Origin of the sequence: Mucilaginibacter sp., from assembly GCF_025359345.1 — a bacterium.
In the GTDB taxonomy this organism is placed as follows: domain Bacteria; phylum Bacteroidota; class Bacteroidia; order Sphingobacteriales; family Sphingobacteriaceae; genus Mucilaginibacter.
Genome location: NZ_JANYGQ010000028.1, coordinates 25,838 through 51,492 on the forward strand (window position 1 = coordinate 25,838; position 25,655 = coordinate 51,492).

Consider the following 25,655-nt stretch of genomic DNA (forward strand, 5'->3'; position numbering starts at 1 on the left):
GTTAAACTGCTGAAAATATTAAAGATGTACAATTGCCGCCAAAGCCAAACGAGTTCGACATTACGTGCTTTATATCCTGTCCCGTCAGATACTTTGTTTCAGGATCAAACGGCAGGTCGCTTATCCTGGTCTTAAACCGCAGGTTGGGATAAATTAATCCGTGTTTGATAGACAATACGGAGAACACCGCCTCAATACCGCCGCTTGCACCCAAAGTATGCCCGGTAAATGATTTAGTCGAGCTCACAGGTGGGTAGTTTGGATCGAATAACCGCTTAACTGCAGTACCTTCAGCGCTGTCGTTATTTTGCGTGCCGGTACCATGCAGGTTAATGTAACTGATATCGGCCGGTTGCAGGCCGCTTTTTGCCAGCGCGCCTTTCATAGCCATGTATGAGCCGGTACCCTCAGGCGACGATGCTGTTTGGTGGTAAGCATCGTTGCTGTTATTATAGCCGCTTAGTTTGCAATAAGCAGGGTTGGTTAGTGTTTTAGCCACCTTGTCTGAAACCAGCACCACGTAACCGGCGCCTTCGCCAAGGTTTAACCCTTCGCGGTGCTCGTCAAATGGTTTACAAAATTCTTTGTCCAGTATCATTAAGGTATTAAAGCCATTTAGCGTAAACTTGGTAAGTGCATCAACTCCACCCGCTACTGCCACGTCCAGCATGTTGTTTTTTATCAACCTGGCTGCGTAGAATATCGCATTTGCCGACGATGAGCAGGCAGTGCTGATGGTAGTCATAAAATCGGTGATGCCCAATTGGTCGGCCACAATCTCCGTCATACTGCCGCACTCGTGGTCGAAAACGTTTTTCAGCTTGCCCTTGCTGTTATCAGCCAAAAACTCCACGAAAAAATCTTCGCTTTTATCCATACCACCAACCGAATTAGCCGAAACAAAGCCGGTTCGCAGTTCATTTAAATTTGGGATAGCCGCATCGTTTAATGCTTCGCGTGCTGCAACAAGGCTCAGTAGTGCTGTACGGCTATTGTGGGTAGTTGGCCCTGTAATGGCAATCAATTCCTCGTCGGTGAGTTTAACTTCGGCTACGGGCAGCTTATGGCGGTGTATGGTATTAAGCAAAGTGATATCTGCCATGCCGGCCTCACCGCGTTCGAACGCAGCAAGGTGTTCCGTTACATTATTCCCTATCGCCGAAATTACACCCACACCTGCCACGTAAACTGATTGACTCATATAGCTATTTAAATAGTATTAAAAATGCCGTTCATATTTTCAGGCGAAAATAATAAAGCCTGTCCATTTTTTTTCTTTTCAACCAAAAACAAGGTTGCTTTGTAATCCTGCCCCAAAACATCCGCCCAGCCACAAATACAGGCCTGCAAAATGTTATTATCGAGCAGGTAATTTACCTGTTGCCCTATAAAAGCTGCGTCGAATTTTTCCTGTATGAAAAAAGCATGCTCGCCTTTAAAATTATTCCTGATACAAATTTCGCCGATAACAATGTTGGGCAGGGTATAAACAAATACGGAAGGGCTCGGGATATCACTTATTGTATCGAAATACTTGAGGTCGTTATCCAAACTTGAGTTGGAATTGGTCAAAACTACACCAATTTCCTCCGGTTCATAATTAAATCGTTCGAAATCGTCTTTTAATAATATTTCAGCCGTGAGCCAACCCAGTTTACTTAAATTATCCATCTTATAAAATTTTGGATAATTGAAGTGGAAGTGCTGGTAGACAGAAAGCAGGAAGGCCGTAATATCAGCCCCTGGATTTTCAAACAGCGTTACGCCATTTTTGCTTACCACGTTTTTGGCGATGGTGCAGGTGGATGATATGTATTTATTTGTTGCCAATTTAACTGTTCGATATTTTCGCCTGCGATTTGTATTTAATAACAAATTCGCGAGCCTCACTTAAGCTTTTTGGGTAATCGGCATAGTTATCAAGATTCCACCAGTTTTTTACACTTGTATCGGCATGAACATGTTGGTAATTAAATCCGTTTTCATGTAGAAAGCTAACAACCTCCCACGCCTTCAAATCATTCTTTTTTGGCGGCCTGAACTTGTGATTATAAAAAATGTAGCCATTCCCACATTCAGGACATGTAATAGGCATATGATTATCATCAGTTGCAGTGCTGAATGCTTTCCTGCATGTTAAACAAACCATTTTATGTCCCATAATTCGTATTGTTATTTCCCAATCACCACCGCCGCATTACAACCCCCAAATCCTGACGCGGTTTTAATAAAATTAACCGCATCAATTTGCAATGGGGATATACACACGTTCACCGCACTGGTTACGCCATTTTCTGCAAAGCCTAAAGTAGGTATCACCAGGTTCTCTTTTAACGATTGTATAGAAACAACCGATTCAATCAACCCCGCTGCGCCTAACGTGTGCCCGTAATATCCCTTCAAACTATTTAATGGTACCGATTGCAAGCCCAACAGCGCCAATGCATTTGCTTCCATCTCATCGTTATAAATAGTAGCGGTGCCGTGCGCTGATATAAAATCAATATCGCCTGCGACCAAGCCTGCATCACTCATAGCTTGTTTCACTGCGTGCGCCAGCTCTGCCCCGGTGCGCGATGGCCCCGAAATGTGGTTGGCGTCATTACTTACCGAGCCGCCCTTAACTTTAATACTACCTTCAAATTTCTTTTGGGTCGATAATATAACTGTCGCTGCACCCTCGCCCAAATTCAACCCGTCACGATTTTTATCAAAAGGCCTGCAAACCGCCGGACTAAGCGCCTGGAACGATTGGAAACCGGAAACTATAAACTTCGAAATAACATCGGCACCTGCAATAACCGCATTTTCATACAACCCTGCCTTTAGCAAGCGCATGCCAGTTATAATTGCCATTACGCCCGATATGCAGGCATTGGATATAATAACTGGCCGAGTTTGAAAACCAAAGTGTTCCGCAACCATTTTGGCTGAGCTCGACATTGCTATTCGTTGCTGTAATGCCGGGTTGTTTTCTTCTGTTTCCAGCAGGCTGATGTTGCCTTTTGTGCTGGAGATGATTAATGCTGTTTTTTTATCAGTTGAGTCGATGTCAGCATTCTTTAACCCATCGGCAATGGATGCGATAAGCAAGTGCTCGAATTTTGTATATCCATCGCCGGATTGAAGAAACTGTTTACTGTCATCAAACAGCGATGCATAAAATGGGGCAGGGGACAGGCTTTCGTCATCATGGCACTTAACCCCGGAAATACTATTTTTAAGGTGCTCAAAATTCTCAGCGGTAGTTTTACCTAACGGCGAGAAAATATTATCGGCAACTACAAAAACATCATCCTCACTAATCTTGCTCATAATTTATTCATTACCTATAAATATCTTCATTTCGCATTGCACCAGTAAATTACCATTATGCCAAACCTTGCCATCAATTACGGTAACATTGAATATTTGGTTTTGTACGCTGATTTCGGTTGTTAACTCGTCGCCAACTTTTGGGAGGTTAAATACTTCGAAATTTTTAACTGCACCAATATAGCCGGTTTCCACAAGCTTACCATCCTTTTGAGCGATGTACCCGGCGCGTAATGCCGCCGTCTGTGCAATATTTTCCATCAACCCTGCTTCGTGGAAAACGCCATCTTTCACAAATACATTATCTTGGCTTACAGTAAAGCTGCTTTTGGTCGTCAATTCATCGGCATAAAGCAACTTACCCACCATTACAAAAGGTGCCTTTTGCGGAATAAGCGCGCGTATATCTTCAACGGGTAAGTCCATATCAGGAATATAGGCCCCCGTTTACCGAAAGCACCTGTCCTGTTATATAAGCGGCATCAGGCGAAGCCAAAAACGCAGCTGCATGTGCCACTTCCTCAGGCAGGCCAAAACGGCGGGCAGGAATAATCATTTTTAATTCTTTTTCATCAAGGCCTTCAGTCATGTCGGTTTTAATAAAACCGGGAGCAATGGCATTTACTGTAATTCCCTGCCGCGCAATTTCCTGCGCCAGTGCCTTGGTAGCGCCAATAACCCCGGCCTTTGCAGCCGAGTAATTGGTTTGTCCGGCCAGGCCCTTCAGGCCTGAAAGCGAAACGATATTAACGATTCGCCCGTATTTGCGGCTCAGCATGCTGTTCAACACCAGCCGGGTTACATGAAAAAAGCTGTCGAGGTTGGTTTTTAATACGTTGTCCCACTGCTCTTCAGCCATCCAGGCCATCAGGCTGTCGTCGCGGATGCCGGCATTGTTTATCAGTATCTCGATGTACTTATCTTCGTTGGCTTCAATCCAGCCGCCAAGCGTTTGCTTTATCTGTTCCCTATCGGCAACATCAAATGGCATCAGTTCGCCGCTGTAACCTTGTTTTTGTATGGCGGCCAAAGTTTTATTAGCCTCATCGATATTGCTTTTATAATTTACCAGCACATGGTAGCCCAAAGCCGCCAGCTTTAAGCAGATTGCCCTGCCTATGCCACGTGAGCCTCCGGTAACCAGTGCGCATTTCATTTGGAAAAGGATGTTATGTGGTCTGCTGATTCAAGGAAAGTTTTAACCCTTTCCAGGTCCTTATATTTTGGTGCATCCTCAATAAATACCGGGAATATCGCCCTCACTTCATCGTATAGTTTGCGTGATATAGTCGATAGCTTATCCTTGCATTCCAAATAATCTATCGCCTGTAAAATCGTCATCAAGTGGATGCCCAGCACCTCGAAGGAGTTATCGATAACCCTTTTAGTCATCAATGCCGCATTGCAACCCATACTTACTATGTCCTGGTTGTCGTTGTTGTTAGGTATGCTGTGCACATACATCGGGAACGATAAAGTTTGGTTTTCGGCGGTAGTGGAAGTAGCCGTAAACTGCATACCCTGCATACCAAAATTTAAACCCAGCACGCCAAGATTTACAAATGGTGGCAGCTTTTGATTCAGCTTGGCATTCAGTAGGTAATTTAACTGTCGTTCGGCCAGCATCGATACACGGGTCATGGCAATTTTTAATTTATCCATCTCCAGCGATACATAATCACCGTGAAAGTTACCGCCGTGGAAAATATTGTGGTTTTCATGGTCAATCACAGGGTTGTCGTTAACCGAGTTCAATTCATTTACAACCGTATTTTCAACCTGTGCGATGGTGTCATAAATAGGCCCTAAAATTTGGGTTACACAACGCAATGAATAATATTCCTGCACCTTATCCTCAAATATTTCATAGTCAAGGTTGTCGGGGTTGTATAAATGCTCTGAGCGGTCGCGTATCATTTTGCTGTCTTTCAAAATATCGCGCATCATGCCTGCAATAGCATTTTGGCCCACATGGCGTTTTACCACGTTCAATTCGTGCGAATAGTGGTCGTCAAATGCTTCCACAATCTCGTTTATCATCGCCGAAAACAACACCGACCAGTTCAATAGTTTTTTAGCCTGGATGATATTGAGCATACCAATGCCTGTCATGGCCGAAGTACCATTCAAAATAGCCAAACCTTCGCGGATATGGATAGACAGCGGTTTAATATTGAATTTGTTGAAAATCTCCATTGTTGGATGAACGGCATCTTCAAAAATCACTTCCCCTTCACCAATTAAAACCAGGCCAAGATGTGCCAGTTGCACCAAATCGCCGCTGGCACCCACACCGCCGTGTTCGAAAACACAGGGAGCAATATCTTTGTTAATTAATTCTTTCAGTAACTCAACAACGTCGGTATGCACGCCTGAATATGCCTGCATAAAGCTGTTTAACCGGGCAATCATTAAAGCTTTGGATAGCTGTGCAGTCATCAGCTTGCCGCTGCCCGATGAATGGCTGCGGATAAGATTATATTGCAATTGCAGAATATTGTCCTCGCTAACCTTGTACTGCGCCATCGGCCCAAAGCCGGTATTTATGCCATAAATCAGCTTGTTTGACGAGAATTGTTTAAGGAACTCGAAGTTGGTGTTAATTTTATTTAAAGCGGCTGCATCAAGTGCAACCTCGTTTTTTTTAAATATCAGTTCAGAAAAATCGTTTAAAGAAAGAGGACTTTGTCCAACATGTATCATGGGCAAAAATTAATGTTTTGTCAGGGTGAATAATAATCCGCTAAAGTATAAAATATATGTAAAACGGGTTAATGTAAACTGCAATAACACCCGGAATGGGTTAAGGTTTTAGCTATTATTTTCGCGGATGCCGAACTGCATTCTGTTACGCCCGTTTATCAATAAATTTTATTGCTTTCCTGCTTGCTTCGCTGAATTGTATTTTCTGTATCTCTTCCGCAGTCACATATTTTATATGCGGACTAACGCGTAGCCTTGCCTGCAAATAGGCGCGGATCCGGTGGTCGCATTCATCCGTCAATTCGGCGGGCACAACGTACAACGATACCTGGTCCATGCCAATATCGTTTGAGGATACCTCGATTACAAAATCCCTGATTTCTTCGCGCTCATTTAATAGTTCGAAAAGCGCTGGCGGGTACAGGGTGGTGCCTTTAAACTTAATCATCTGCTTTTTACGGCCCATTATGGGCGAAAGTCGCAATGTTGTGCGGCCACAGATGCAGGGTTCGTCATCATATGTGCAAATATCGCCGGTTTTGTACCGCAGCAACGGCATACCTTCAACGCCTAAAGTAGTAATGGTTACTTCACCGGGTGTGCCGGGCGCCACCTGCTGGTCGTTTTCGTCAAGCAGTTCAACAATAACTAAATCGGCCTGGTTATGGCCGCCCTTGCCTGCGCCGCATTCGGTAAACGCGGTTTGCATTTCGGTGGAGGCGTAAGTAGAGTATAATTTTATATCCCAGCTTTCGGTAATTTTCCGACCAAGGATATTTAATGTAAAATCATTATTACGAATGTTCTCACCAATGCAAACGGCCTTTTTTACCGAAGTGGAATTAATGTCAATGCCGCTATCCTTTGCAAATTGAATCAGTTTTAAAATAAACGAAGGGACGGCAACAATGGCTGTAGGCTTTAGCCGCTGGATGGTTTCCCACTGTAATGCCGGTACGCCCGGCCCAAGGCGGATTATACCTGCGCCAATTTTGCGGATACCCAGGTAATAAGCAATGCCGGCCATAAACTGCCTGTCGAGCGTGAGCATCAACTGGTAGGTATCTTCGGCCGAACCATCCGCACATAAAAAGGAATTATACTCGTTATATGCCAGGCGGTTAAGGTCGTTTTCGGTTAATGCAATGGTTACCGGCCGGCCCAATGTGCCTGATGTGGAGGTGTGTTCAACGATTTTACTGCGCGATACGCACAAAAAATCGTCATTACGTTGCTGCAGGTCATCTTTGGCAGTGGTTGGGATGGCGGTAATATCAGCCAGCGTCTTTATGTTTTTTATGTCGATGCGGTGTTTTGCAAACAACTCCTTATAAAACGGGGAATTTTGGCTTACATAAGCTAAAAGTTCATATAGTTTTTGCTGCTGTAAATGGGTTATTTCGTGCGAATGTTGATTACTTTCCGTGGCGATAGACATTGTAATGGTAGTTGTGTCCAAAATTAAAAAAAATGTGTTATGGAGTGTTATATAAAGCTGTATGTATTAATATTGTTTGCGCTAACAAAACAACCGCCAGCCACGATTGTAACGTATATCAGTTATGACTATTAAACAGCCCTTACTAATTGCCGGCATATTTTGCATTTCGATTACCGCGAATGCACAGGCAGTTAAATATAAAGATATTGTATTTGGTGGCGTAAAAACTACGAAAGACTTAAGCTACGACGGAAGCGATTCCACGGGCAAAAATAAAGCTCACCTGTTTGATTTATACCAACCCGAAGGCGACGAAACAACAGGCCGGCCATTAATCATTTGGATGCACGGCGGTGGCTTTAAATTTGGCTCCAAAGCCGACAAAAGCGCCGAAATATGGAGTAAAACGTTTGCACAGCGGGGCTATGTTTGCGTATCCATAAATTATACGATGAGTAAGAAACTACCATTTTTGAATTTCGACGAATTAAAACGAAGCTGCTATTATGCAGTGCTGGATGCAAAAAAGGCCGTTGCCTATTTTAAGCAACATGCCGCCGAATATCACATTAACCCAGACAAAATTATATTAGCGGGCAATTCGGCAGGAGGGATGATAGCCCTTCAAGCGGCTTTTGCCACCAATACCGAACTGGCAAAATTTGCGGGAGTACCAGAAGCTGATACCGGAAAAATGGAATTGCTAAAGGTTGAGGGCGTAATTAATTTATGGGGTGGAATTTTCAGGCTAAATTGGCTGAAAAACGCCCGGGTACCGGTGGTAAATATTTACGGCAGCAACGATGGTATAGTTGCACCGGCACACAAAGACACATCGTTGTATGGCGGGAAAGACGTCTACGAAAAGGCAAAGTCCTTAAATATTCCAACTGAAGTTAAAGTCTTTGAAGGTTATTCGCACGAGTTGCGCAAACATTTTAATCCCATTTTCTCCAGCGATAAGGGTACGCAGCAACGCTGGCTCGAAGCCGGGCAGTTTGCGGCTGATTTTATGTACAACAATTTGTTTAAGTAATATCCTGCGCTATACCGTTTTCAAAACATAATTGTACATTTAACGTTATAAACAACAATCATCATTAACCACTAACACATGAAATATTTAAAAATTTTAGTTGTGGCTTTGGTTTTAACTTTCAGCGTTGAATTTTCGCATGCAAAATCAATGACATTGACAGTTACACCAACGTATTTACAAATACGCCGGCCACCACCGCCGCCACCGCGCCCGCCAATACGGTTCCGCAGGCATCATCGCAGGCACCACGCAAGGATTCATATCCGTTTGCCAAAGCCGCCGCCGCACCCACCGGGTCCGGGGCTGCCGCCTCCACCGCCGCGTCCGTGAGGAAAATAGATACAAAAGCCCTTCATATTGTTTGAGGGGCTTTTGGCTTATTATTAAACTCAGTTTTATTAAATAATGGACAACATTAGAAAACCTGCTATTTTTTAAAAGCAAACTTCAGCACATTTCCCATCCGCAACTTGTCACCCTCGTTTGATATGTAAAGGTTGTTATCCTTATCAAATGCAATACCTTCCGGTTGACCAAATACCTGCGGATTTAAGGGGTACACTTCTTTAATCTCCCAGTTGGCGCCTGCAACTACCAGGAATTTATTTACTGAAGACAAAATGTACCAATCGCCGGTCAGCGGACTACGACTAAGTCCGGACGGGTGGAATGTTATTTTCTTTTGGCCTGTCAGCTCTTCTATCTTTTTAATATCAATTACTGCCTGCCCCGCGCTTGTTAGTGTCCCCTCGGCTGCAAGTTTTAGGGTGAACACCGTACTGGTTTTGCTGCTTTTTTCAATACTGCAATGTTTGCACAGCACGTATACCGATTGTGTGCTATCATCAGCAAACATCCCTTCGTATTCGCCCTCCGGCAGCAAACCTTCCCATGTTTTGGCGTCGGCAGGCAGGCTGCTTTTTACCGCCTGCAGCGGGAAAGTAAATAATACGCCGTCGCTGCGCAGCATAATTACCTGGCCGTTGCTGATGGCAACATCCTCATAGTCGCCGCTTTTGCCAAATTTATAGCGCTGTATGTCCTTGCTGCCGGGCTTGAAATAAAAAAGCGAACCTTTTTCGTCCTGTTCCGCATACATTGTATCAGCCTTGCCTTTGTTAAATGCTATACCGGATACCTCGGTTAGTTCATCCGGTAATTCATATTTTACTGGACGGGTTAAATCGTAACCTTTTGGGCTGAGGCTTTTACTTTGTTGTTGCCCGGTGCAGTTAATGAGCAGCACGCAAGTAAGCAATAGCAAACAAATGTATATCGGCTTGAATGTATTTTTCATATTAGCTATACCGTTAATTTAGGGAATTGTTTAGATGCAGCCATGGCTTTGTTGAACCGAAGAACGCAAAAAAGGCATGGAGAACGCAGAAATATTTTTTCTCCGCGCCTCTATGCCTTCTCGTGTATCTCCGTGGTAAAATTGAAACTACTTCTGCATCACCATTACCCCATTCAGCACCAGCGTACTGCCGCCGTCAGCTTCGATGTTGTAAACGTTTTGCACGCCGCCTGCACGTTCAGTTTTTCTTAAAACGGTATAAGTTTCGTATTTGCCTTTTTGTTCGTTAAGGCACAATACCTGCTGCCCGACGGCAACCTCGCCAATTTTGAAGTTACCCTGTTTTGTAAGCATTGGATGGTTAGGCGTTGCTTTCAATACTTTTGTGTTTAGGCTGATGTTCAAACCCGCCGCTGTATGCTCTTCTTTTGCCGATACCAGCACCAGTTCGGTTATTGCATAGTTCTTAGCTGCGTGCACGGTAAGTTCCTTTACTTTTATTACAGATGATTTGTTAGTAGCCGGATCGACAGTGATAACTTCATCGCCACTTTTTACATCTTTTATCAGCTTTTTGGCGCCGTTGCTCATGGTTACTTCTTCATCACCGGGGAAGCAGATATCGTTACCATAAGTTGCGGCTTCTTCCTTCATATCTTTACCATTGTTCAGCACTTTATACTGCTGGAAAGCCATTTCTTTCGACAAGACGTATGACAATTTTAAAATAAAGTTTTTCTCGACCTTATTAATGTCGTCAATATCCTGGAAGTATTTTGCCCATACTTTGGCATCAGCGGTAAAGTCCGGAACAAGGGCCTGGTATTTTTTGCCGGTTTCGTTGGTGTAAAACACCATCAGGCCAATTTCCTGCATACCCTGTTTGGCAACAAGTTTATAAAGGTCAACCCTTTTTTTGAGGCCATCGCCACCGGTTATAAAATAGGGCTTACGGTTTTCATACCGGTCAAGTACATAAGCGTTGTCAAACTTTACGTAAGTGTCCTTGTCAAGGTCGGCAATGGTGTAGGTTAACGCTTTGTTATATTCATCCAGGGTCAGCGGGCGTGGGTTTGGCGTAGCAGTTTGCGCCCTGGTGAATGATATGATTAGTAAAAAAGATAGTGTTAGTAGTAGGTTACGCATATTGTATTATATAAAATAGCGATGGGTTTCAAACCCATCGCTATGGTTAGCAACATTGAATAAAGTTTTGTGAGATTATGACAATTGTTTAAACGCATCGGCAAATGCTTCCATTTCGTCCATGCGGCCAATGCTTACGCGACACCAGTCGGCGCCGTTTAGCTTCCAGTTGCGCACGCCCACTCCGCGTTTCATCATTTCGCCCACAAATTTATTCCCATCCATTTTTAGGGGAAACATAACAAAGTTAGCCGATGACGGGATATACTCATAGCCTTCCTTTTTCAATACCGAATAAAGGTATTCTTTCGAGGCCACCATCTTTTTAGCCGCGTCCTTCATATAATCAGTTTCCTGGTAAGCAGCAGTTGCAGCAGCTAATGTGGTTGCGGAAAGATTAAACGCGCCGCCGGTGTAAATAGAAAGGGCATGTATAGTATCAGGCTGTGCCACTATGTAGCCGCAGCGCAGCCCGGCAAAGCCGTATAGTTTACTGAATGTACGGGCCACGATGATATTCTGCCCTGCTTTTACACCGCCTATTAATGTAGTCCCCTGTGGGTCTGGCAGGTAGTCAATATAAGCCTCGTCGACAAATACCATTGTTTTTTTAGATACGCGTTCGCAAAATGCTTTCAGTTTATCAGTGTCAACTACGGTAGCGGTGGGATTATTGGGATTGCAAATGTAAACCAGCCCGGTATTATCCGTTACTTTTGCTTCCATTGCATCAAGGTCCAATTTGTATTCGCTGGTTAATGGCACTTTAACCCAGTTGCCGCCGTGCAGTTTGGCGTGGGTTGGCAGGTCATCGTATGACGGGTCACCGGTGATGATATCTTTCCCGCCTTTGCTGAAGTGCATTGCTGAGGCGAGCAACAGGGCCGATGAACCGGCATCCATCATGATGTTGTTTTGATGAATACCTTCAAAGGCAGCAATTTTACCCGACAACACGCTCATTTGCATAAAAGCGTATTGATAGCTTAAATCAAGTGAGTCGGTTATTGCCTTTTTAGCCGCAGCTGATGGCCCGAACGGGTTTTCGTTGGCAAGCAACCTTGCTTTCATTACTGCTGGGGCTTCCAATATCGCCGATTGGTCGGTTACCCGTTTGCCTGCCGGGATGATTTTTTTTACCAGTGGCATTGCGGCCAGCTTGTTTATAGTACCCGAAGCCAGGGCCAGTCCCCCGGCCATCAGGGCGCTGGATTTTATCCAGTTTCTGCGGTTAATTGAATTTGCCATTTTCGTTGATTTTTTATGAGTTTTCAGTCAGTTTATTATTTATTTGTTTGTGCCGGGTATGTTACCCTTTGGTCGGTCACGCGCGCATGTATGTCGGTAACAACACCTCGTGCCGATTCAAACGCGCCCGCCATCCAGGCGTTTAAATAGGTTAGGTGCTCGCCGGCAAAATATACCTGCTTATCAGGCTTTAATAGTATCGGGTATTGGTTTTTACGGGTTTCGTTGCTGTAAACCGCCCATCCGCCTAAATTGTATTTGGTTTTATGCCAGCTTACCGAAAACGAGCTTTCAAATTCTGCATCATATTGCGGGTGCACCAGCCTTCCTTTTTCCAGCGCCAGTTTTTCACGCTCAGCGTAGCTCAACTCGCCTGTGCGCTGTGCCTTTTCATTGAAATTATAGTAACCCAGCAATATCCCTTTTTTACCGAGATAATCGTATGACGGGTAAAAAATCTGCGTTAAATCGTTATTGGTATGGGTAATCCCGCCGTAAATGTGATCGTCTTCTTCCCAAAACCGGCGTTTAAACTGCAAGCCTATTTTACCGGTTTGCATATAGCTGATGTAATCTATGGCCCGGCTTACATCGCCCGAGAAATTATTATTTACATTGCTCAGCACAGGCAAAGGCAGGGTGCAGATGCAAATATCGCCCTGTAAAATATGGTCGCCCTGTGCATCTTTATAAGTCACTTTTACGCCATTGTCGATATTGGTAATATTGGTTACCTCGGCGCCAAGCTTTAGGCTTTGAGCTACCTTTTTTTCCAACGCTTTGGCAATTTGGTCCATACCGCCAATAGCCTGGAACATGGTCATCTGCAGTTCGTAAGTATATTCAGCAACGTTATAAAAATCAGGATCAAGCAGACCGGATTGTATCATAGCTGCCAGTTTATGCGGGTCGGCAATTTTACCCGGCTTATCGCCGGCACCCGGCGACTCAATATAGCCTCTCCGTGCCGATGCTTTATACAATTTATCCGGGTCGAGCCCACCTTCGGCCATTAAATATTCAATAACTTTTTCCGAATCTTCTTTGGTTAAACCAGTATCTAAACTGCCATGGTCAATACTTTTGGCAAGTATCTCGCTCATATACCCGCGTATATCATTATGCACCTCGCGAACGCGTATTTTTTTGTTGGATAGAGGGCCTTTACCCTCGGCAAAATAGTAGGATCCTTCGTTTACATTATTATAGACCTGTAAAGGGATGCCAAATTCTTTGCAATAATGCAGAGTAAGCTGGTGATTATGTGGTATGCGCGAGGGGCCGGCGTTAAAGTACTGGCCATCGTCAAAGCGGGCAGTGAGGGTTGGTTTGTCTGTTTCGGTGTTAGTGCTTCCGTTACGTACGCTCCAACATCGACCGCCGGCGCGCTCGCGGGCCTCCAGTATGGTACAGTTGTAGCCTAGTTTGTTAAGTTCATAAGCGCAGGTCATCCCCGCAAGACCGCCGCCTAAAATGATAATCTTTTTGCCGTTACCGCTCCCCGCTAAGTTAAATGCATGTGCAGGCGCGGCCTTTAGCATGCCTAAAGCCAGCATTGCAGGATAAGCCCCCCCCGCCAACATAGCGCCCTTACTTAAAAAATTTCTCCTGGTAATTGTTTCCACATCAAATAGCGATAGTTTCGGCTGTTATTATAGCCTTAAATTTATGTTATTTTTAACAAAGCGCCAATTTTGTTGATAAAATTTGGCTTTGTAAATTATTATCTGGCCATTTTTAAAATATTATTTAATTGTGTGAGGTAATTTTTAGTGATAGTGAGATAGAATTCAGTTATAATTTGTCACACTGCGTTTTGTAATTTTAGCCTTACAACAATCCCTGTTTGTTAATTAACCTGTATAATGGTTTAAATCCACAATTTATGATCATCTATTACCCATTCATAAACCTGAAAAAGGCTGTCACAACAACTTTACTGGCGATAGCTTTAATAAGTGCAGCTTATGCCCAGCAGTCGGGGCAAAAATGGCAGTACAGTATGTCGGTTGAGCCTGCCACCAAAAAGGTGCATGTAAGCCTTGAGCTTAGCGGCAAACTGCCGGATACCGTGGCTTTTAAAATGCCAACCTGGACCACCGGTTATTACCAGTTTATGAATTTCGGCAAAAGCGTATCCGATTTTATTGCCACCGACGAAGGCGGCAAGGCTATAGACTTTAAACACCCCGACCAAAACACCTGGCAGGTGGCCGTGCCCGGTAATAAAATTGTAAAGCTTAAATATGATGTGGAGGCTATCCGTAACTTTGTGGGCGGCAATTATGTTGACACGGCCCATGCCTACCTTTCGCCAGCCGGTATTTTTATGTATGGTGACAAGAATATTTTGCAGCCGGTTACTGTTAGCGTACAGCAATACCCCGGCTGGACAAGGATCGCCACCGGTCTTGATTTAGCAGGCAGTGACTCGACCCAATTTAAGGCACCTGATTTTGATGTGCTGTATGATGCGCCAATACTGATGGGTAAACTGGAAAAATTGCCAGGCTTCACGGTAAAAGGTATCCCCCACGATTTTATCGGCTATAAAATGGGCATTGCAGATAAGCAGGGATTTATGGATGATATGAAAAAAATCATTGAAGTGGGTTCGGGCATCATCGGCGAAATACCTTACAAGCATTACGTGTTTTTGGGCACCGGGCCCGGCGGTGGTGGTATTGAGCACCTTACCTCCGCTTCGGTTGCTTTTACCGGCAATGGCTTGGACAAGCAGGCGGGTAAAATGAGGCTTTACAGCTTTTTGGCACATGAGTACTTCCATACCTATAACGTAAAGCGTATCCGCCCAATCGAGCTCGGGCCGTTTGATTACGAAAAAGGCAGCAAAACCGAAATGCTCTGGGTATCCGAAGGGTTTACAGTTTATTACGAGTATATCCTTATCAACCGCGCAGGTATCACCAATGGCTCGGAAATGCTTGGGCAATTGCGCGCCAACCTGCTTAATTACGAGAAAAAGCCGGGTCACCTGTTTCAATCAGCCACGCAAGCCAGTCTTGAAACCTGGAGCGACGGGCCAAATGGAAGGGTTGCCGACGAGTTTAACAAAACCATATCCTACTATGACAAGGGCCCTGTGCTGGGTTTAATGCTTGATTTAAAAATAAGGCACGAAACCAAAAACGCCAAAAGTCTCGACGACGTAATGCGCAAGCTTTATTACACCTACTTTAAAAAGCTTAAACGCGGTTTTACCCCGCAAGAGTTCAGGCAGGCTTGCGAAGAGGCCGCTGGTGTTAAGCTTGGTGAACTATTTGAATATGCATCTACCGTAAAAGAAATTAATTACCACCCATATTTTGCCTATGCCGGGCTTGATATTGACGACGCCTGGAAAAAGCAGCCGGGCGCCTGGAACGGCATTACTGCTAAAACCCAAAAAGATTCGCTGTTTGTAACAGCCGTTGAGTATAAATCACCGGCATGGGAAAACGGTGTGCGGGTTAAAAGTAAGATAATCAGCATCGATGGGCAACCGGCTACCCTGGCTGTATTGCAGGCCTTATCAACAATTAAAATGGCCGGTGATGTGGTAACCTTGGAGATAGAGAAAAAAGGAAAAGTTGAGCAAATAAAAATTACGCTCGAAACAGAAGTGTCGCGCAGTTTTGAAATAAAACCAATGGAAAATCCCAACGAATTACAAAAAGCCATTTATAAAGGCATTTTTGAAGGCGGACATTAAGCCTGAAATATTACGTTTAAAAACGCCCGGCCTGCCTAATTTGCAGGTTGGGCGTTTTTGTTATATCCCGATGAAATTTCGTGATAATTGGCAGCAATTAACGAAATGTCGTTACAATAAAATTAGTATTTATATTTTAAAATATTGATAATGAACGATTTGGAATTTTGGTAGCATTATTGTCTTCGTCAATCGTCTTTGTAATTAAACAACGATCAAAATTTTTTAGCTATGGAACATTTTATTTATATTTTCACCAGGATAGTATTGTTTGCCTGTATCACCGTAATCGGTTATTTATTTGCCGTTCCCGAGAAGGGCACCGCGGACGACTCGGATATTTAACCGCAGAAAACGCATAATTACCTACATATTTTAATAATTATGCTAAAATGATAGCCGTTTTTGCTTATTTTGTTACCGGTTATAAGTAAAAAAAGCAACATCTACCCATGAACTTTATGCTGATACCATTTTGTGGTGACAAATGGCGAATATTAAAGAAATGCTTGTGCGCAGCATTGCTCGTCACGATAAGTTTTGACGGATTTTCGCAGGCGCAGATAAAAAATGACAGCATTAAAGTAGCCGTTCAACCCGGATACGATAGTGTTAGCGGTTTTCACCGTTTCCTATTAGGAGAAAGCTACCGGAAATTGTGGGCTGAACCCGTTAATATCAAGATATTTCATTTAACACAGGAGAAAGGCGGGCTTACCATTGAACAGCGGGGAGGCGGCATGCAAACCAAATCGCTGCGCCTTAAAGATGCCGCCGGGCAGGAATGGGTTTTACGTACCATTCAAAAATATCCCGAAAAAGTATTACCGCCCAACCTTAGGGCAACTATTGCAAAAGACATTGTTCAGGATCAAATATCGGCCGAGCACCCGTTTTCAGCACTTGTAGTGCCGCCGTTGGCTACGGCTCTCGGTGTACCACATGCCAATCCTCAGATTGTTTATGTGCCCGACGACCCTGCATTTGGCAAGTATCAAAAAGACTTTGCCAACCAGGTTTTTTTGTTCGAGGAGCGTGAACCACTTGATGCGGAAAAGACTGACAATACCGGCAAGGTTCAAAAGAAACTGCAGGAAGACAATATCACCCACGTGGATCAAAACCTGTTTTTAAAGGCCCGTTTGCTTGATTTTTTACTGGGCGACTGGGACCGTCATGAAGACCAATGGCGTTGGGAAAAGAAAGAAGATGGCAACGGTGGTACCGTATATGAGCCAGTACCCCGCGACCGCGACCAGGTTTTTTACGGCACAACAGGTGTTTTACCATGGTTTGTTTCTAGGCATTTGCTGATGTCGAAATTTCAAAGTTTTAACGACCATATACGGGCCATAAACCGCTGGAATTTGAACGGACGTAACGTTGACCGTTATTTTTTAAACGGGCTAAGCGAACAGGATTGGGAAACGCAGGTAAAATACGTGCAGGATAAGTTGACAGAGCAGCTGATAAATGAGGCGATGAAAAAAATGCCGCCGAATATTTACCGGCTCTGCGGTGCCGAACTCACTAAAAAGCTAATAGCCAGGCGCAATGTATTAATGCAGCAGGCTTTAAAATATTACAGGTTTATATCACAAATAGTTGAAATTCCAGCGTCAGATAAGCGCGAGCAGTTTGACATTACCAACCAGGAAGATGGTAAAGTTGCTGTTAAGGTTAACAAAGTAAAAAAGAGCGGCGAAGCGGGGCAGGTAATTTACCAGCGGACGTTTGATCCCGCAGTCACCAGTGAAATAAGGCTTTACGGACTTGGCGGCGGCGACGTTTTTTTAGTTCACGGCGATAACCATTCACCAATTACAGTACGGATGGTTGGTGGCGACGATAACGACACATTTACTTTCGATAAGGATATCAGCGGCAAGGGCAACAGGTATGTATATGACAGGACCGACGAAAAGAATACTTTGCCTTTGAGCTCCCAGGCACACATGCGTACTTCGACTGATACGGGGGTAAATAAGTTCGACAGGAAAGATTTTAAATACAATTTTTTACAACCGCTGATATTAGGCAGCTACAACAGCGACTACGGGCTGCAGTTGATGACCGATTTTATTTATCAGAAACAAGGTTTCAGGAAAGACCCTTATGCTTTCAGGCAAAGCCTGATGGTTAATTACGGCTTTGGTGCAAAATCGTTATTATTAAATTATAACGGCGAGTTTAAGCAGGTTTTTGGTAAAAGTGACCTTTTCATAAATATACTTTCAAAGGGCCCTAACTACCAAAGTTACTTTTTTGGTCTTGGCAACGAAACACAGTTTGTTGACGCCGGCGATAAAAAGCGCGAATATTATCGCAACGTTTATAATTTTTTAAACGCCGACGTAAGGGTGCGGCATGTTTATGAAAATTGGACTGTTAGCGGCGGCGTTGTAGCGCAATACTATAATGGCGATGAAGAAAGTAATCATAATCGTTTTTTAAATGATTACAACACACTTTATCCCAATCAAAAAGTATTTAAAACCGAAAGCAATGCGGGCCTCATTGCCGGGCTTAAACTTGATACCCGCGACAAAGGGATAATACCACATAACGGAATTTTATGGAATACAACCATTAGTGGATTAAAGGGGCTTAACGGGGGGGCACACAGCTACGGACAGGTGACGACAGATTTTAGTTTCTTTTTAAACCCGGATAAAGACTCTGTTTTTGTGATAGCAAATCGCATTGGCGGCGGCACAACCATCGGCAACGCGTCGTTTTATCAGCAATTGCAATTAGGCGGCATACAAAACCTGCGTGGGTTTTATAGTAGCCGCTTCACCGGCAAAAGCATGGCCTATGATAATTTTGAAGTGCGATTGAAATTGTTTGATTATGCATCGTACATATTACCCGGCACCTTTGGCCTTGTTGGTTTTAATGATGTGGGACGTGTTTGGACACCCGGCGAATCATCAAGCCAGTGGCACGATGGCTATGGCGGCGGCTTTTATCTTATCCCAGCTCAACTAATATTGGTGCAGGCCGTCGTGGGTTTTTCAAAGGATGGAACTTACCCGTATATTTCGGCTGGGTTTAGATTTTAAGTCAGGCCAATTTTGATTTTAGTGTTAAGAAGTTTCGATTGCGGCGAGGTTTAACTGTTTATACAACTCCTCGTAATTAAAAGTCTCTTCAATTGGTTCGTTCTGATTGTGCAATACCGCAACCCTTATGGCCTTTAACCCCGAAACGCCCTGCAAGTCTTCCACCTCAAACTCTTCAATTTTGGCGGCAAGTATACCTTTGTCCTGCAGCAGGTTTATATATTTCATGTAATCCAACTCTTCTTCAACCTTCGAGAAAATGATGGTTATTTTATTCTGCTGGGTTATCCGCTCCCTGGTGCCTTTAATGTAGGCCTTATCGATGCGTTTTTTTATAACTTCATAACGGATATTATAAGCCCCGTCAATATCAAAGTGCTTTTCATCCATCCGGAAACGGATTGATATTGGTGCGCTAAATATCAGCACCAGTGATGTAACCCCAAGCGGATATGGCAATGTTTTTTTAAGCCGGTACTGCTCAAGCGCCATTTCGCATAATACCAGCAATTGCCAAAGCCGCAAATGTTCTAAATGGGTGGCATTAAACTGTTGGGTTGGTGCAATTGAATCGCCTATGTATAAATTATGCTCAACACCATCTGTTTTAAACCTTTCGTAATAATGCGGAAAGTATGCCTGTACTTCTGCTTGCCGGTTATCCAGGATATCGATCAGCTTTTCGTTAATTAGCGTCAGGGTAGTTTCGTAATTATGGCGGTTAGCATAAAAGTCGCCGGTTAGTTTATCGGTGTGTTTAAAATAATCTTTAACCTGCCTGGCAAGAACTTTTGTAAGCTTTTTGTTCTTTATTAATAAGGGGTGGATATGTTCTTCAAGGTAACGCTCAATATGCTGCTCGCTGTCCGCCTTAATCCCGGTAGAAAGGTCTTCAACAAACGTCTTTAAATCCAAAAGCTGTTGTTCGGCATTAGCAACGCCGTTGCTCTGCTGCATCTGTTCAAACAACGACACCAGTACATTAAGCTGATTAATCAGATCGTTGGTGACACTCTGGTTGCGGGTAACCGATGAATCCTTAATATCAATCTGACCATACAACGGGTACACATCATGAAACACAATTTCTTTGGGGTGATAATCCTTACCAGCATTTTTACTCCGGATGTATTTCATGGCCTCATCCCTAAATTTCCAGTTAACACTTGGGTGTAGCACTGTGTAGTTTTTTTGGATAACTGCCTGGACCTGGTTCTGCAGGTCGGTTACTTTGCGATAAATAGTATCCACTATAAACGGCATTACAATTTCAAGCTTTTTGGCATTAACGCTGTTAAGGTCGCGCGTACGTTTTGATACAAGCTCCAATACGCCCAACAACATTCCGTTTTTAACAATAGGTGCCAATATAAAGCTGCGAATATTCTGTGCTGTAAAATGCTGTGATAATTTACTATCGGGATTGGCTGCGGCAAATTCTGGCAAATCGGTAACTGCGAGTGTTTTGTGCTTTTTTACCAGCGTTTTATATGAGCTGGATAACAACATTTTCTGACAATCGGTATCGGCCCTGCCTTCGAGCATATAGCTTTTTACTTTTTGACCGAATGAAGTATGAATAAATCTGTCGTTTTCTGCGTCAAAAGATGTAAAGCCAATACGCAAGTCGGGTATTTTAAATATTGACCTGAATATGGTTTCCAGGCTTGCCTGTAATTCCGACGAATCTACGTCGGCCAGCAAATTGCCTTTTAAGCTTGAAACTGCATTTTCAACCGTTGCATCAAACAAAGTCATTATGCCAAAGCCGTTCAATTGCCAGCTGTTTGGCGGAAATTTTTCTTTCCACAAAGCCAAATCGTCATAATTGTCCATCAACTGGTCAATTTCGTCTTTGTTAAGCATTTTGGCTTTTTCGGTGGGCAGTATTTCTAAAAAGTCCGCGTTGTACAATATACGGTAGTGTTTAACTATTCCATCGGCCGTTGGTATATCGTAAAAAAGCGGCTTGCCAAAATCAAGGCGGGTACCGTAAAATGCATTAAGGATAATGCAGCAGCTCATTATGTAAAACTGGTGCTCATCAAAATCACGGATGTTAAATTCAAACTGCGTGCCGGCAGCCTTAAGTATGTTTTTAAAACGTTCAGTGTAATTAAAAGTAAGGCCGAGGTAGGGGATGCTTACTGCTTTTATTTCATTAAGTGAAAGTATTGGCGGAAATAAATCGGTCAGTAATTCAGCAATCAATGCTTCGTTGTTGTTTATCTGGTCAATGCTTTTTATACCTTCTCTCAGTTCGGGGAACTGTTTGATTTTTTTTAAAAGCTGTTTGGCTTTTTGTGCACCTGTTCCGTTTTTTTTTGCCGCAGTTTCCTCCAGCCTTTCAATTATTTTATGAAACGAAAGGTTAATTTGAAATGGATTGTCTGCGAATTGCGGGAATAACATAAACTCAACTAAGTATTACAACAAATTTACCAAAAATTTGCCCTTTAACTAACTAACGTAAAATTAGGTAAGTGCGGATGAATGCTTTATTACATTAAATACACTTTCAGTTTAAAATAACTTAACGAAGAGGTACTTAGTTTTATTTTTTTATAAACAATAAGTGCCGCTGCCGACACTTGACACTGTACTGCAAACGCAGCCACATCTGCAACGCGATTGGTCGCGAACATCACTTAAACAAATTGTATACATTAATAGTTGTATCAATAATGTCAGCGCAAAGTTTTTATTGAAAAATATAGTTAGGTAACAGGGTATTTGGCACATTTTTGCAGGCGGATTACTTATTTTTACATCATTAAGCAAGTTGCCACTATTTAAATCAACCACAAATAAAAGCTAATTTGCGCTACAAACTATCGGCAAAACATGAATTACCAGCTACTACTTGAACAGGCACAGGATTATGTGCTAACGTTTTATAAAACGCACGATACGTCAAACTTGCTTTACCATAACCGCAACCATACCGAAGATGTGGTTACTGCTGTTATAAAAATAGCCAATCATTACCAGCTAAGTGATGAGGATTTTTTTATAGTCACTGCCGCAGTTTGGTTTCACGACCTTGGGTATATGGTTGATATTGCGACCCATGAGGAAAAAGGAGCCGCATTGGCAGTTGATTTTTTTGCCGAACAGCATGTTGACGTAAAACTGGTAGGCCTGATAAAAAACTGTATAATGGCAACCAGGATGCCGCAGGCACCAAATACGTTGCTCGAGGAAATTGTTTGCGATGCTGATCTGTTTCACCTCGGTACTGATGAGTTTAAGGACAAAGACAAGCTATTGCGTAAGGAAATACAGTTGCTGCACCATGTTGAAATAAGCAAGGCGCAATGGTATGCAAAATCAATAAAGTTTTTAGAAAGCCATACCTATCACACCGATTTTTGCAGGTTGTTGCTGAATGCTACCAAAGAAGAAAACGTGGAGTACCTAAAAAAACGACTGGCCCGGGAGGAAAAAGAACAGGCTAAGGAAGAAAAAAAAGGAGCCCCACAGGAAATGAAATTTGATACTACCATTGTTGAAGAAAACAACCTGGCACATAAGCCCGGCGATGATAAGCATGATGCCGGCAAAAAGAAAGTTAAGGACGAGGACAAGCCCGAAAAAGGGATTGAAACCATGTTCAGGATCAGTTCAAGCAACCACCAGCGGTTAAGCGATATGGCCGACAACAAGGCACATATTATGATTACCGTTAATTCAATTATACTTTCGGCGGTGTTAAGCTTATTGTTACGCCGGTTAAGCGAATATGGTTACCTGGTGGTGCCGACGTTTATTTTACTGGCCGTTAGTTTACTTGCCATGACGTTTTCCATCCTGTCAACCCGGCCATCAATTCCATCCGGAGTTTTTACCAGGGACGATGTCGATACGCATAAAGTTAACCTATTGTTCTTTGGCAACTTTTATAAAGCTACGCTCGACGATTACAACTACGGGATGCAGAAAATGATGTTGGATAAAGACTTTTTGTACGGCAGCTTGATAAGGGATGTGTATGCTCAGGGTGTTGTTTTAGGTCGTAAATATCGCTTACTGCGCATAGCGTACAACATTTTCATGTTTGGCCTTATAATCTCGGTTTTGGCATTCATCATAGCCGCTGCTTTTTTCGGCAAATTACCCACCAGTCCAGCTAACTAAATGGAACAACGGCGTTATTTTAACCGCGATTTAAGCTGGCTGTATTTTAACGAAAGGGTGATGGAAGAGGCTGCCAACCCTAGCGTTCCGCTTTTGGAACGGATAAAGTTTTTGAGCATTTTTTCCTCAAATCTCGATGAATTTTACCGCGTGCGGATGCCGGTGTTACGGGCGCTTCAAAAAATAGGCGAAAAGGACATCAATGCTATTGATGCCGATGAGCGGCGCAGTATTTTAAACCAGGCCAGGGCAATGATAAATGCCCAGCAGGAACGCTTTGGGCAGATATTGCGGCAGCAGCTGCTACCGGCATTTAAGAATGAAAATATACACCTGCTTTATAATGAGCTATTTCCGGATGTAGTTAAGGATGCAGCAAAAGAATACTTTTTGTCGGAAGCACTGGCGTTTTTGCAGCCTGTAAAATTGGATGAAGATCATTTCTTTTTCCCGGAGAACAACAAATTGTATTTTGTGGTGAGTCTATTGTCGGCCGCCGGAAAAGAAGAGATATTTTTTTTAAACATACCTTCTGACGAGCTGCCGCGATTTTTTACTGTTAATGCTGAAGAAGCAACCTATATTGCTTTTTTAGACGACATCATAAGATATAACCTCGACAAGGTATTTGCCGGGGCTAAAATAAATGGCTGCTACAGCATTAAGATAACCCGCGATGCCGAACTGGATTTAATGGATGAATACCCGGGCGACCTGTCGGAAGAAATTGACAAACAGCTTAAAAAGCGCGACTTTGGTCTCGCAACCCGATTTTTGCACCAGGCCGATATCCCATTGCGCACCCTTCAACTGATAACACGCAGGCTCGACCTGCAAGGCGCTAACGCCACGGCAGGAGGAATGTATCACAATCTGAAAGATTTTTTTAGTCTGCCTGTTAAAAATCCTAAACTATACTTTGATGACTGGAAGCCGGTAAATCGTAAGGGCCTAAGCCAGCTTGCAAGCGATGGCAAGGATATGATTATCCTTACGCCTTACCAGAGTTATCACTCAGTACTGCGTTTTTTTAACGAAGCTGCAATAAACCCCGATGTTAAAGAAATTTATATTACGCTTTACCGGGTGGCCAGCAATTCGCGCATTGTAAATGCATTGATCAGTGCAGCCAAAAACGGCAAGCATGTACAGGTTATGGTTGAATTGAAAGCCAGGTTCGATGAGGCCAACAACCTGAAATGGTCAAAAAAAATGAAAGATGCCGGGGTTAAAATTGTTTACAGTGTAAATGCGCTTAAAGTACATGCCAAAATAGCTGTAGTGAAAACCGTTGAAAACGGTCGCCTGGTTTATTCGGGTCTGCTGGCTACGGGTAATTTTAACGAAGCGACTGCTAAATTTTACACCGACCATGTGTTGTTTACCTGCAACCGCGATTTATTGCGCGAGATGGAACTGGTATTTATGTTTTTAAGCAAGCGCAAAAAACCGGCCGACGAAAACCAGGTTGAATTTAAACATCTGTTAGTTGCACAATTTAACCTGCAAGCCAAATTTATTGAACTTATTGACAGAGAAATAGCGTTTGCAAAAGCAGGCAAACCTGCAAGCATCATTTTAAAAATGAATAACCTGGAAGAGCGGGTGCTGATTGATAAGCTTTACGAAGCATCGCAGGCGGGGGTTAAAATTCAGTTGATTGTGCGCAGTATATGCTGCCTGGTGCCGGGTGTTAAAGGCATGAGCGAAAATATCACCATCAGGCGTATTGTAGACCGCTACCTTGAGCACGGCAGGATATTTATTTTTAACAACGAAGGCAAACCTGATGTGTTTTTAGGATCAGCTGATTGGATGAACAGGAATATTTACCACCGTATCGAGGTTTGTTTCCCTGTGAATGATGAGGATATAAAACAGGAAATTATAAAAATCGTCGCGCTGCAATTGCAGGACAATGTGCAGGCAGTTGCCCTAAACCAGGAATTACAAAATGTACCGGTAGCAAAAGATAAGCCGGAGATGCAGGCGCAGCGGGAGATATACAGATTATTATCAGGAAATTAAAGCAATCAAAATAATTCCCTTTCTGGCGTTCATGCGGTTTTTAGTTTTTTTATATATCAGGCCCCGGCGAGATTGAATGCAATGGTCTGTTTTGCATATCATCCATAGCGATTAGTTTCGCTTGGTTTATTTTTTTACCCCCAAAAATGCATTTAAGCAACCGGTCGGCAAAATCGAATACAGATTAACAGCCTGACTAGTCAGTTCAACTGGTAAAATATCACCTGTTTGGGGTATTTTTATTGCGCCCGATATACCCGAGTTTTGCTATTGAAAAGATGTAAAACTATTTAACGGTGATAGTTTGGTAAAGAGCTAAAAACCGGGAAGTATTTTGGGGATAATTAGTCGCAATATTACGCAAAGCCAGGTTGGACGTAGTGTTGCCTATCAAATTAAAATATTGTGAAAAATAATTTGTTTGTTAATTAACAGGTAATTATTGCGGTATCCGAAATTCAAATGTTGTTTTAAAACACTTGCGGCGAAGATTTGAGAAATTTAAGCAACCATTACAGCAATAT

General features: G+C 43.1%; 18 protein-coding genes. 5 read left to right on the top strand and 13 right to left on the bottom strand.

Annotated features, from left to right (window positions below; all coding sequences use genetic code 11):
- Position 1: 1 nt before the first annotated feature.
- The 8 genes from Q0R52_RS18600 to Q0R52_RS18635 form a co-directional block, all read right to left on the bottom strand.
- Positions 2 to 1,201, bottom strand: a complete 1,200-nt coding sequence (locus Q0R52_RS18600; RefSeq protein ID WP_295796929.1) for a beta-ketoacyl-[acyl-carrier-protein] synthase family protein — start codon at positions 1,199 to 1,201, stop codon at positions 2 to 4.
- Positions 1,202 to 1,209: 8 nt separating this feature from the next.
- Positions 1,210 to 1,830 carry a hypothetical protein gene (locus Q0R52_RS18605; protein WP_295796931.1) on the bottom strand — a complete coding sequence of 207 codons (621 nt, stop codon included), beginning with the start codon at positions 1,828 to 1,830 and terminating at the stop codon, positions 1,210 to 1,212.
- Position 1,831: 1 nt separating this feature from the next.
- Positions 1,832 to 2,161 (bottom strand): hypothetical protein, encoded by a 330-nt coding sequence (locus Q0R52_RS18610; protein ID WP_295796934.1) that lies wholly within the window; start codon positions 2,159 to 2,161, stop codon positions 1,832 to 1,834.
- An 11-nt stretch (positions 2,162 to 2,172) separates the two neighbouring features.
- On the bottom strand, positions 2,173 to 3,315 hold the full coding sequence (locus Q0R52_RS18615; RefSeq protein WP_295796936.1) for a beta-ketoacyl synthase N-terminal-like domain-containing protein: 1,143 nt from the start codon (positions 3,313 to 3,315) through the stop codon (positions 2,173 to 2,175).
- 3 nt (positions 3,316 to 3,318) lie between these two features.
- Positions 3,319 to 3,741 carry a 3-hydroxyacyl-ACP dehydratase gene (locus Q0R52_RS18620; protein WP_295796937.1) on the bottom strand — a complete coding sequence of 141 codons (423 nt, stop codon included), beginning with the start codon at positions 3,739 to 3,741 and terminating at the stop codon, positions 3,319 to 3,321.
- Position 3,742: 1 nt separating this feature from the next.
- On the bottom strand, positions 3,743 to 4,471 hold the full coding sequence (fabG, locus tag Q0R52_RS18625) for a 3-oxoacyl-ACP reductase FabG (RefSeq protein ID WP_295796940.1): 729 nt from the start codon (positions 4,469 to 4,471) through the stop codon (positions 3,743 to 3,745).
- Complete coding sequence (locus tag Q0R52_RS18630; protein ID WP_295796941.1) at positions 4,468 to 6,018, bottom strand: aromatic amino acid ammonia-lyase; 1,551 nt, start codon at positions 6,016 to 6,018, stop codon at positions 4,468 to 4,470. The genes fabG and Q0R52_RS18630 overlap by 4 nt, the downstream gene beginning before the upstream one ends.
- A gap of 145 nt (positions 6,019 to 6,163) precedes the next feature.
- Complete coding sequence (locus tag Q0R52_RS18635) at positions 6,164 to 7,456, bottom strand: AMP-binding protein (protein WP_295796943.1); 1,293 nt, start codon at positions 7,454 to 7,456, stop codon at positions 6,164 to 6,166.
- A 124-nt stretch (positions 7,457 to 7,580) separates the two neighbouring features.
- Here Q0R52_RS18635 and Q0R52_RS18640 point away from each other — a divergent pair, with 124 nt between their 5' ends.
- Positions 7,581 to 8,495: an alpha/beta hydrolase gene (locus tag Q0R52_RS18640; protein ID WP_295796945.1), complete on the top strand. Its 915-nt coding sequence runs from the start codon at positions 7,581 to 7,583 to the stop codon at positions 8,493 to 8,495.
- A gap of 430 nt (positions 8,496 to 8,925) precedes the next feature.
- Here the strand turns inward: Q0R52_RS18640 and Q0R52_RS18645 are convergent, their stop codons facing one another.
- The 4 genes from Q0R52_RS18645 to Q0R52_RS18660 all read right to left on the bottom strand — a co-directional run bounded on the left by Q0R52_RS18645 (position 8,926) and on the right by Q0R52_RS18660 (position 13,814).
- On the bottom strand, positions 8,926 to 9,795 hold the full coding sequence (locus Q0R52_RS18645; RefSeq protein WP_295796948.1) for an SdiA-regulated domain-containing protein: 870 nt from the start codon (positions 9,793 to 9,795) through the stop codon (positions 8,926 to 8,928).
- Between the two features lie 147 nt (positions 9,796 to 9,942).
- Entirely contained in the window at positions 9,943 to 10,941 is a 999-nt protein-coding gene (locus Q0R52_RS18650; protein WP_295796950.1) for a Hint domain-containing protein, read from the bottom strand.
- A gap of 75 nt (positions 10,942 to 11,016) precedes the next feature.
- Complete coding sequence (locus tag Q0R52_RS18655) at positions 11,017 to 12,189, bottom strand: histidinol-phosphate transaminase (RefSeq protein WP_295796952.1); 1,173 nt, start codon at positions 12,187 to 12,189, stop codon at positions 11,017 to 11,019.
- Between the two features lie 35 nt (positions 12,190 to 12,224).
- Positions 12,225 to 13,814, bottom strand: a complete 1,590-nt coding sequence (locus Q0R52_RS18660) for a flavin monoamine oxidase family protein (protein WP_295796954.1) — start codon at positions 13,812 to 13,814, stop codon at positions 12,225 to 12,227.
- A 260-nt stretch (positions 13,815 to 14,074) separates the two neighbouring features.
- Between Q0R52_RS18660 and Q0R52_RS18665 the strand changes: the two genes are divergently transcribed.
- Both Q0R52_RS18665 and Q0R52_RS18670 read left to right on the top strand, forming a co-directional pair.
- A complete protein-coding gene (locus tag Q0R52_RS18665) occupies positions 14,075 to 15,901 on the top strand; it encodes a PDZ domain-containing protein (protein WP_295796958.1) in 1,827 nt (608 codons plus the stop codon).
- 452 nt (positions 15,902 to 16,353) lie between these two features.
- A complete protein-coding gene (locus Q0R52_RS18670) occupies positions 16,354 to 18,966 on the top strand; it encodes a BamA/TamA family outer membrane protein (RefSeq protein ID WP_295796959.1) in 2,613 nt (870 codons plus the stop codon).
- 24 nt (positions 18,967 to 18,990) lie between these two features.
- Here Q0R52_RS18670 and Q0R52_RS18675 read toward each other — a convergent pair whose 3' ends face one another.
- On the bottom strand, positions 18,991 to 21,378 hold the full coding sequence (locus Q0R52_RS18675) for a GAF domain-containing protein (RefSeq protein ID WP_295796961.1): 2,388 nt from the start codon (positions 21,376 to 21,378) through the stop codon (positions 18,991 to 18,993).
- 432 nt (positions 21,379 to 21,810) lie between these two features.
- On the opposite strand from Q0R52_RS18675, the gene Q0R52_RS18680 reads away from it, so the two are divergent.
- Positions 21,811 to 23,103, top strand: coding sequence for a Pycsar system effector family protein (locus Q0R52_RS18680; protein WP_295796962.1), 1,293 nt, complete (start codon positions 21,811 to 21,813; stop codon positions 23,101 to 23,103).
- Positions 23,104 to 25,131: a polyphosphate kinase 1 gene (ppk1, locus tag Q0R52_RS18685; RefSeq protein ID WP_295796964.1), complete on the top strand. Its 2,028-nt coding sequence runs from the start codon at positions 23,104 to 23,106 to the stop codon at positions 25,129 to 25,131. It abuts the gene before it with no gap.
- Positions 25,132 to 25,655 lie beyond the last annotated feature (524 nt).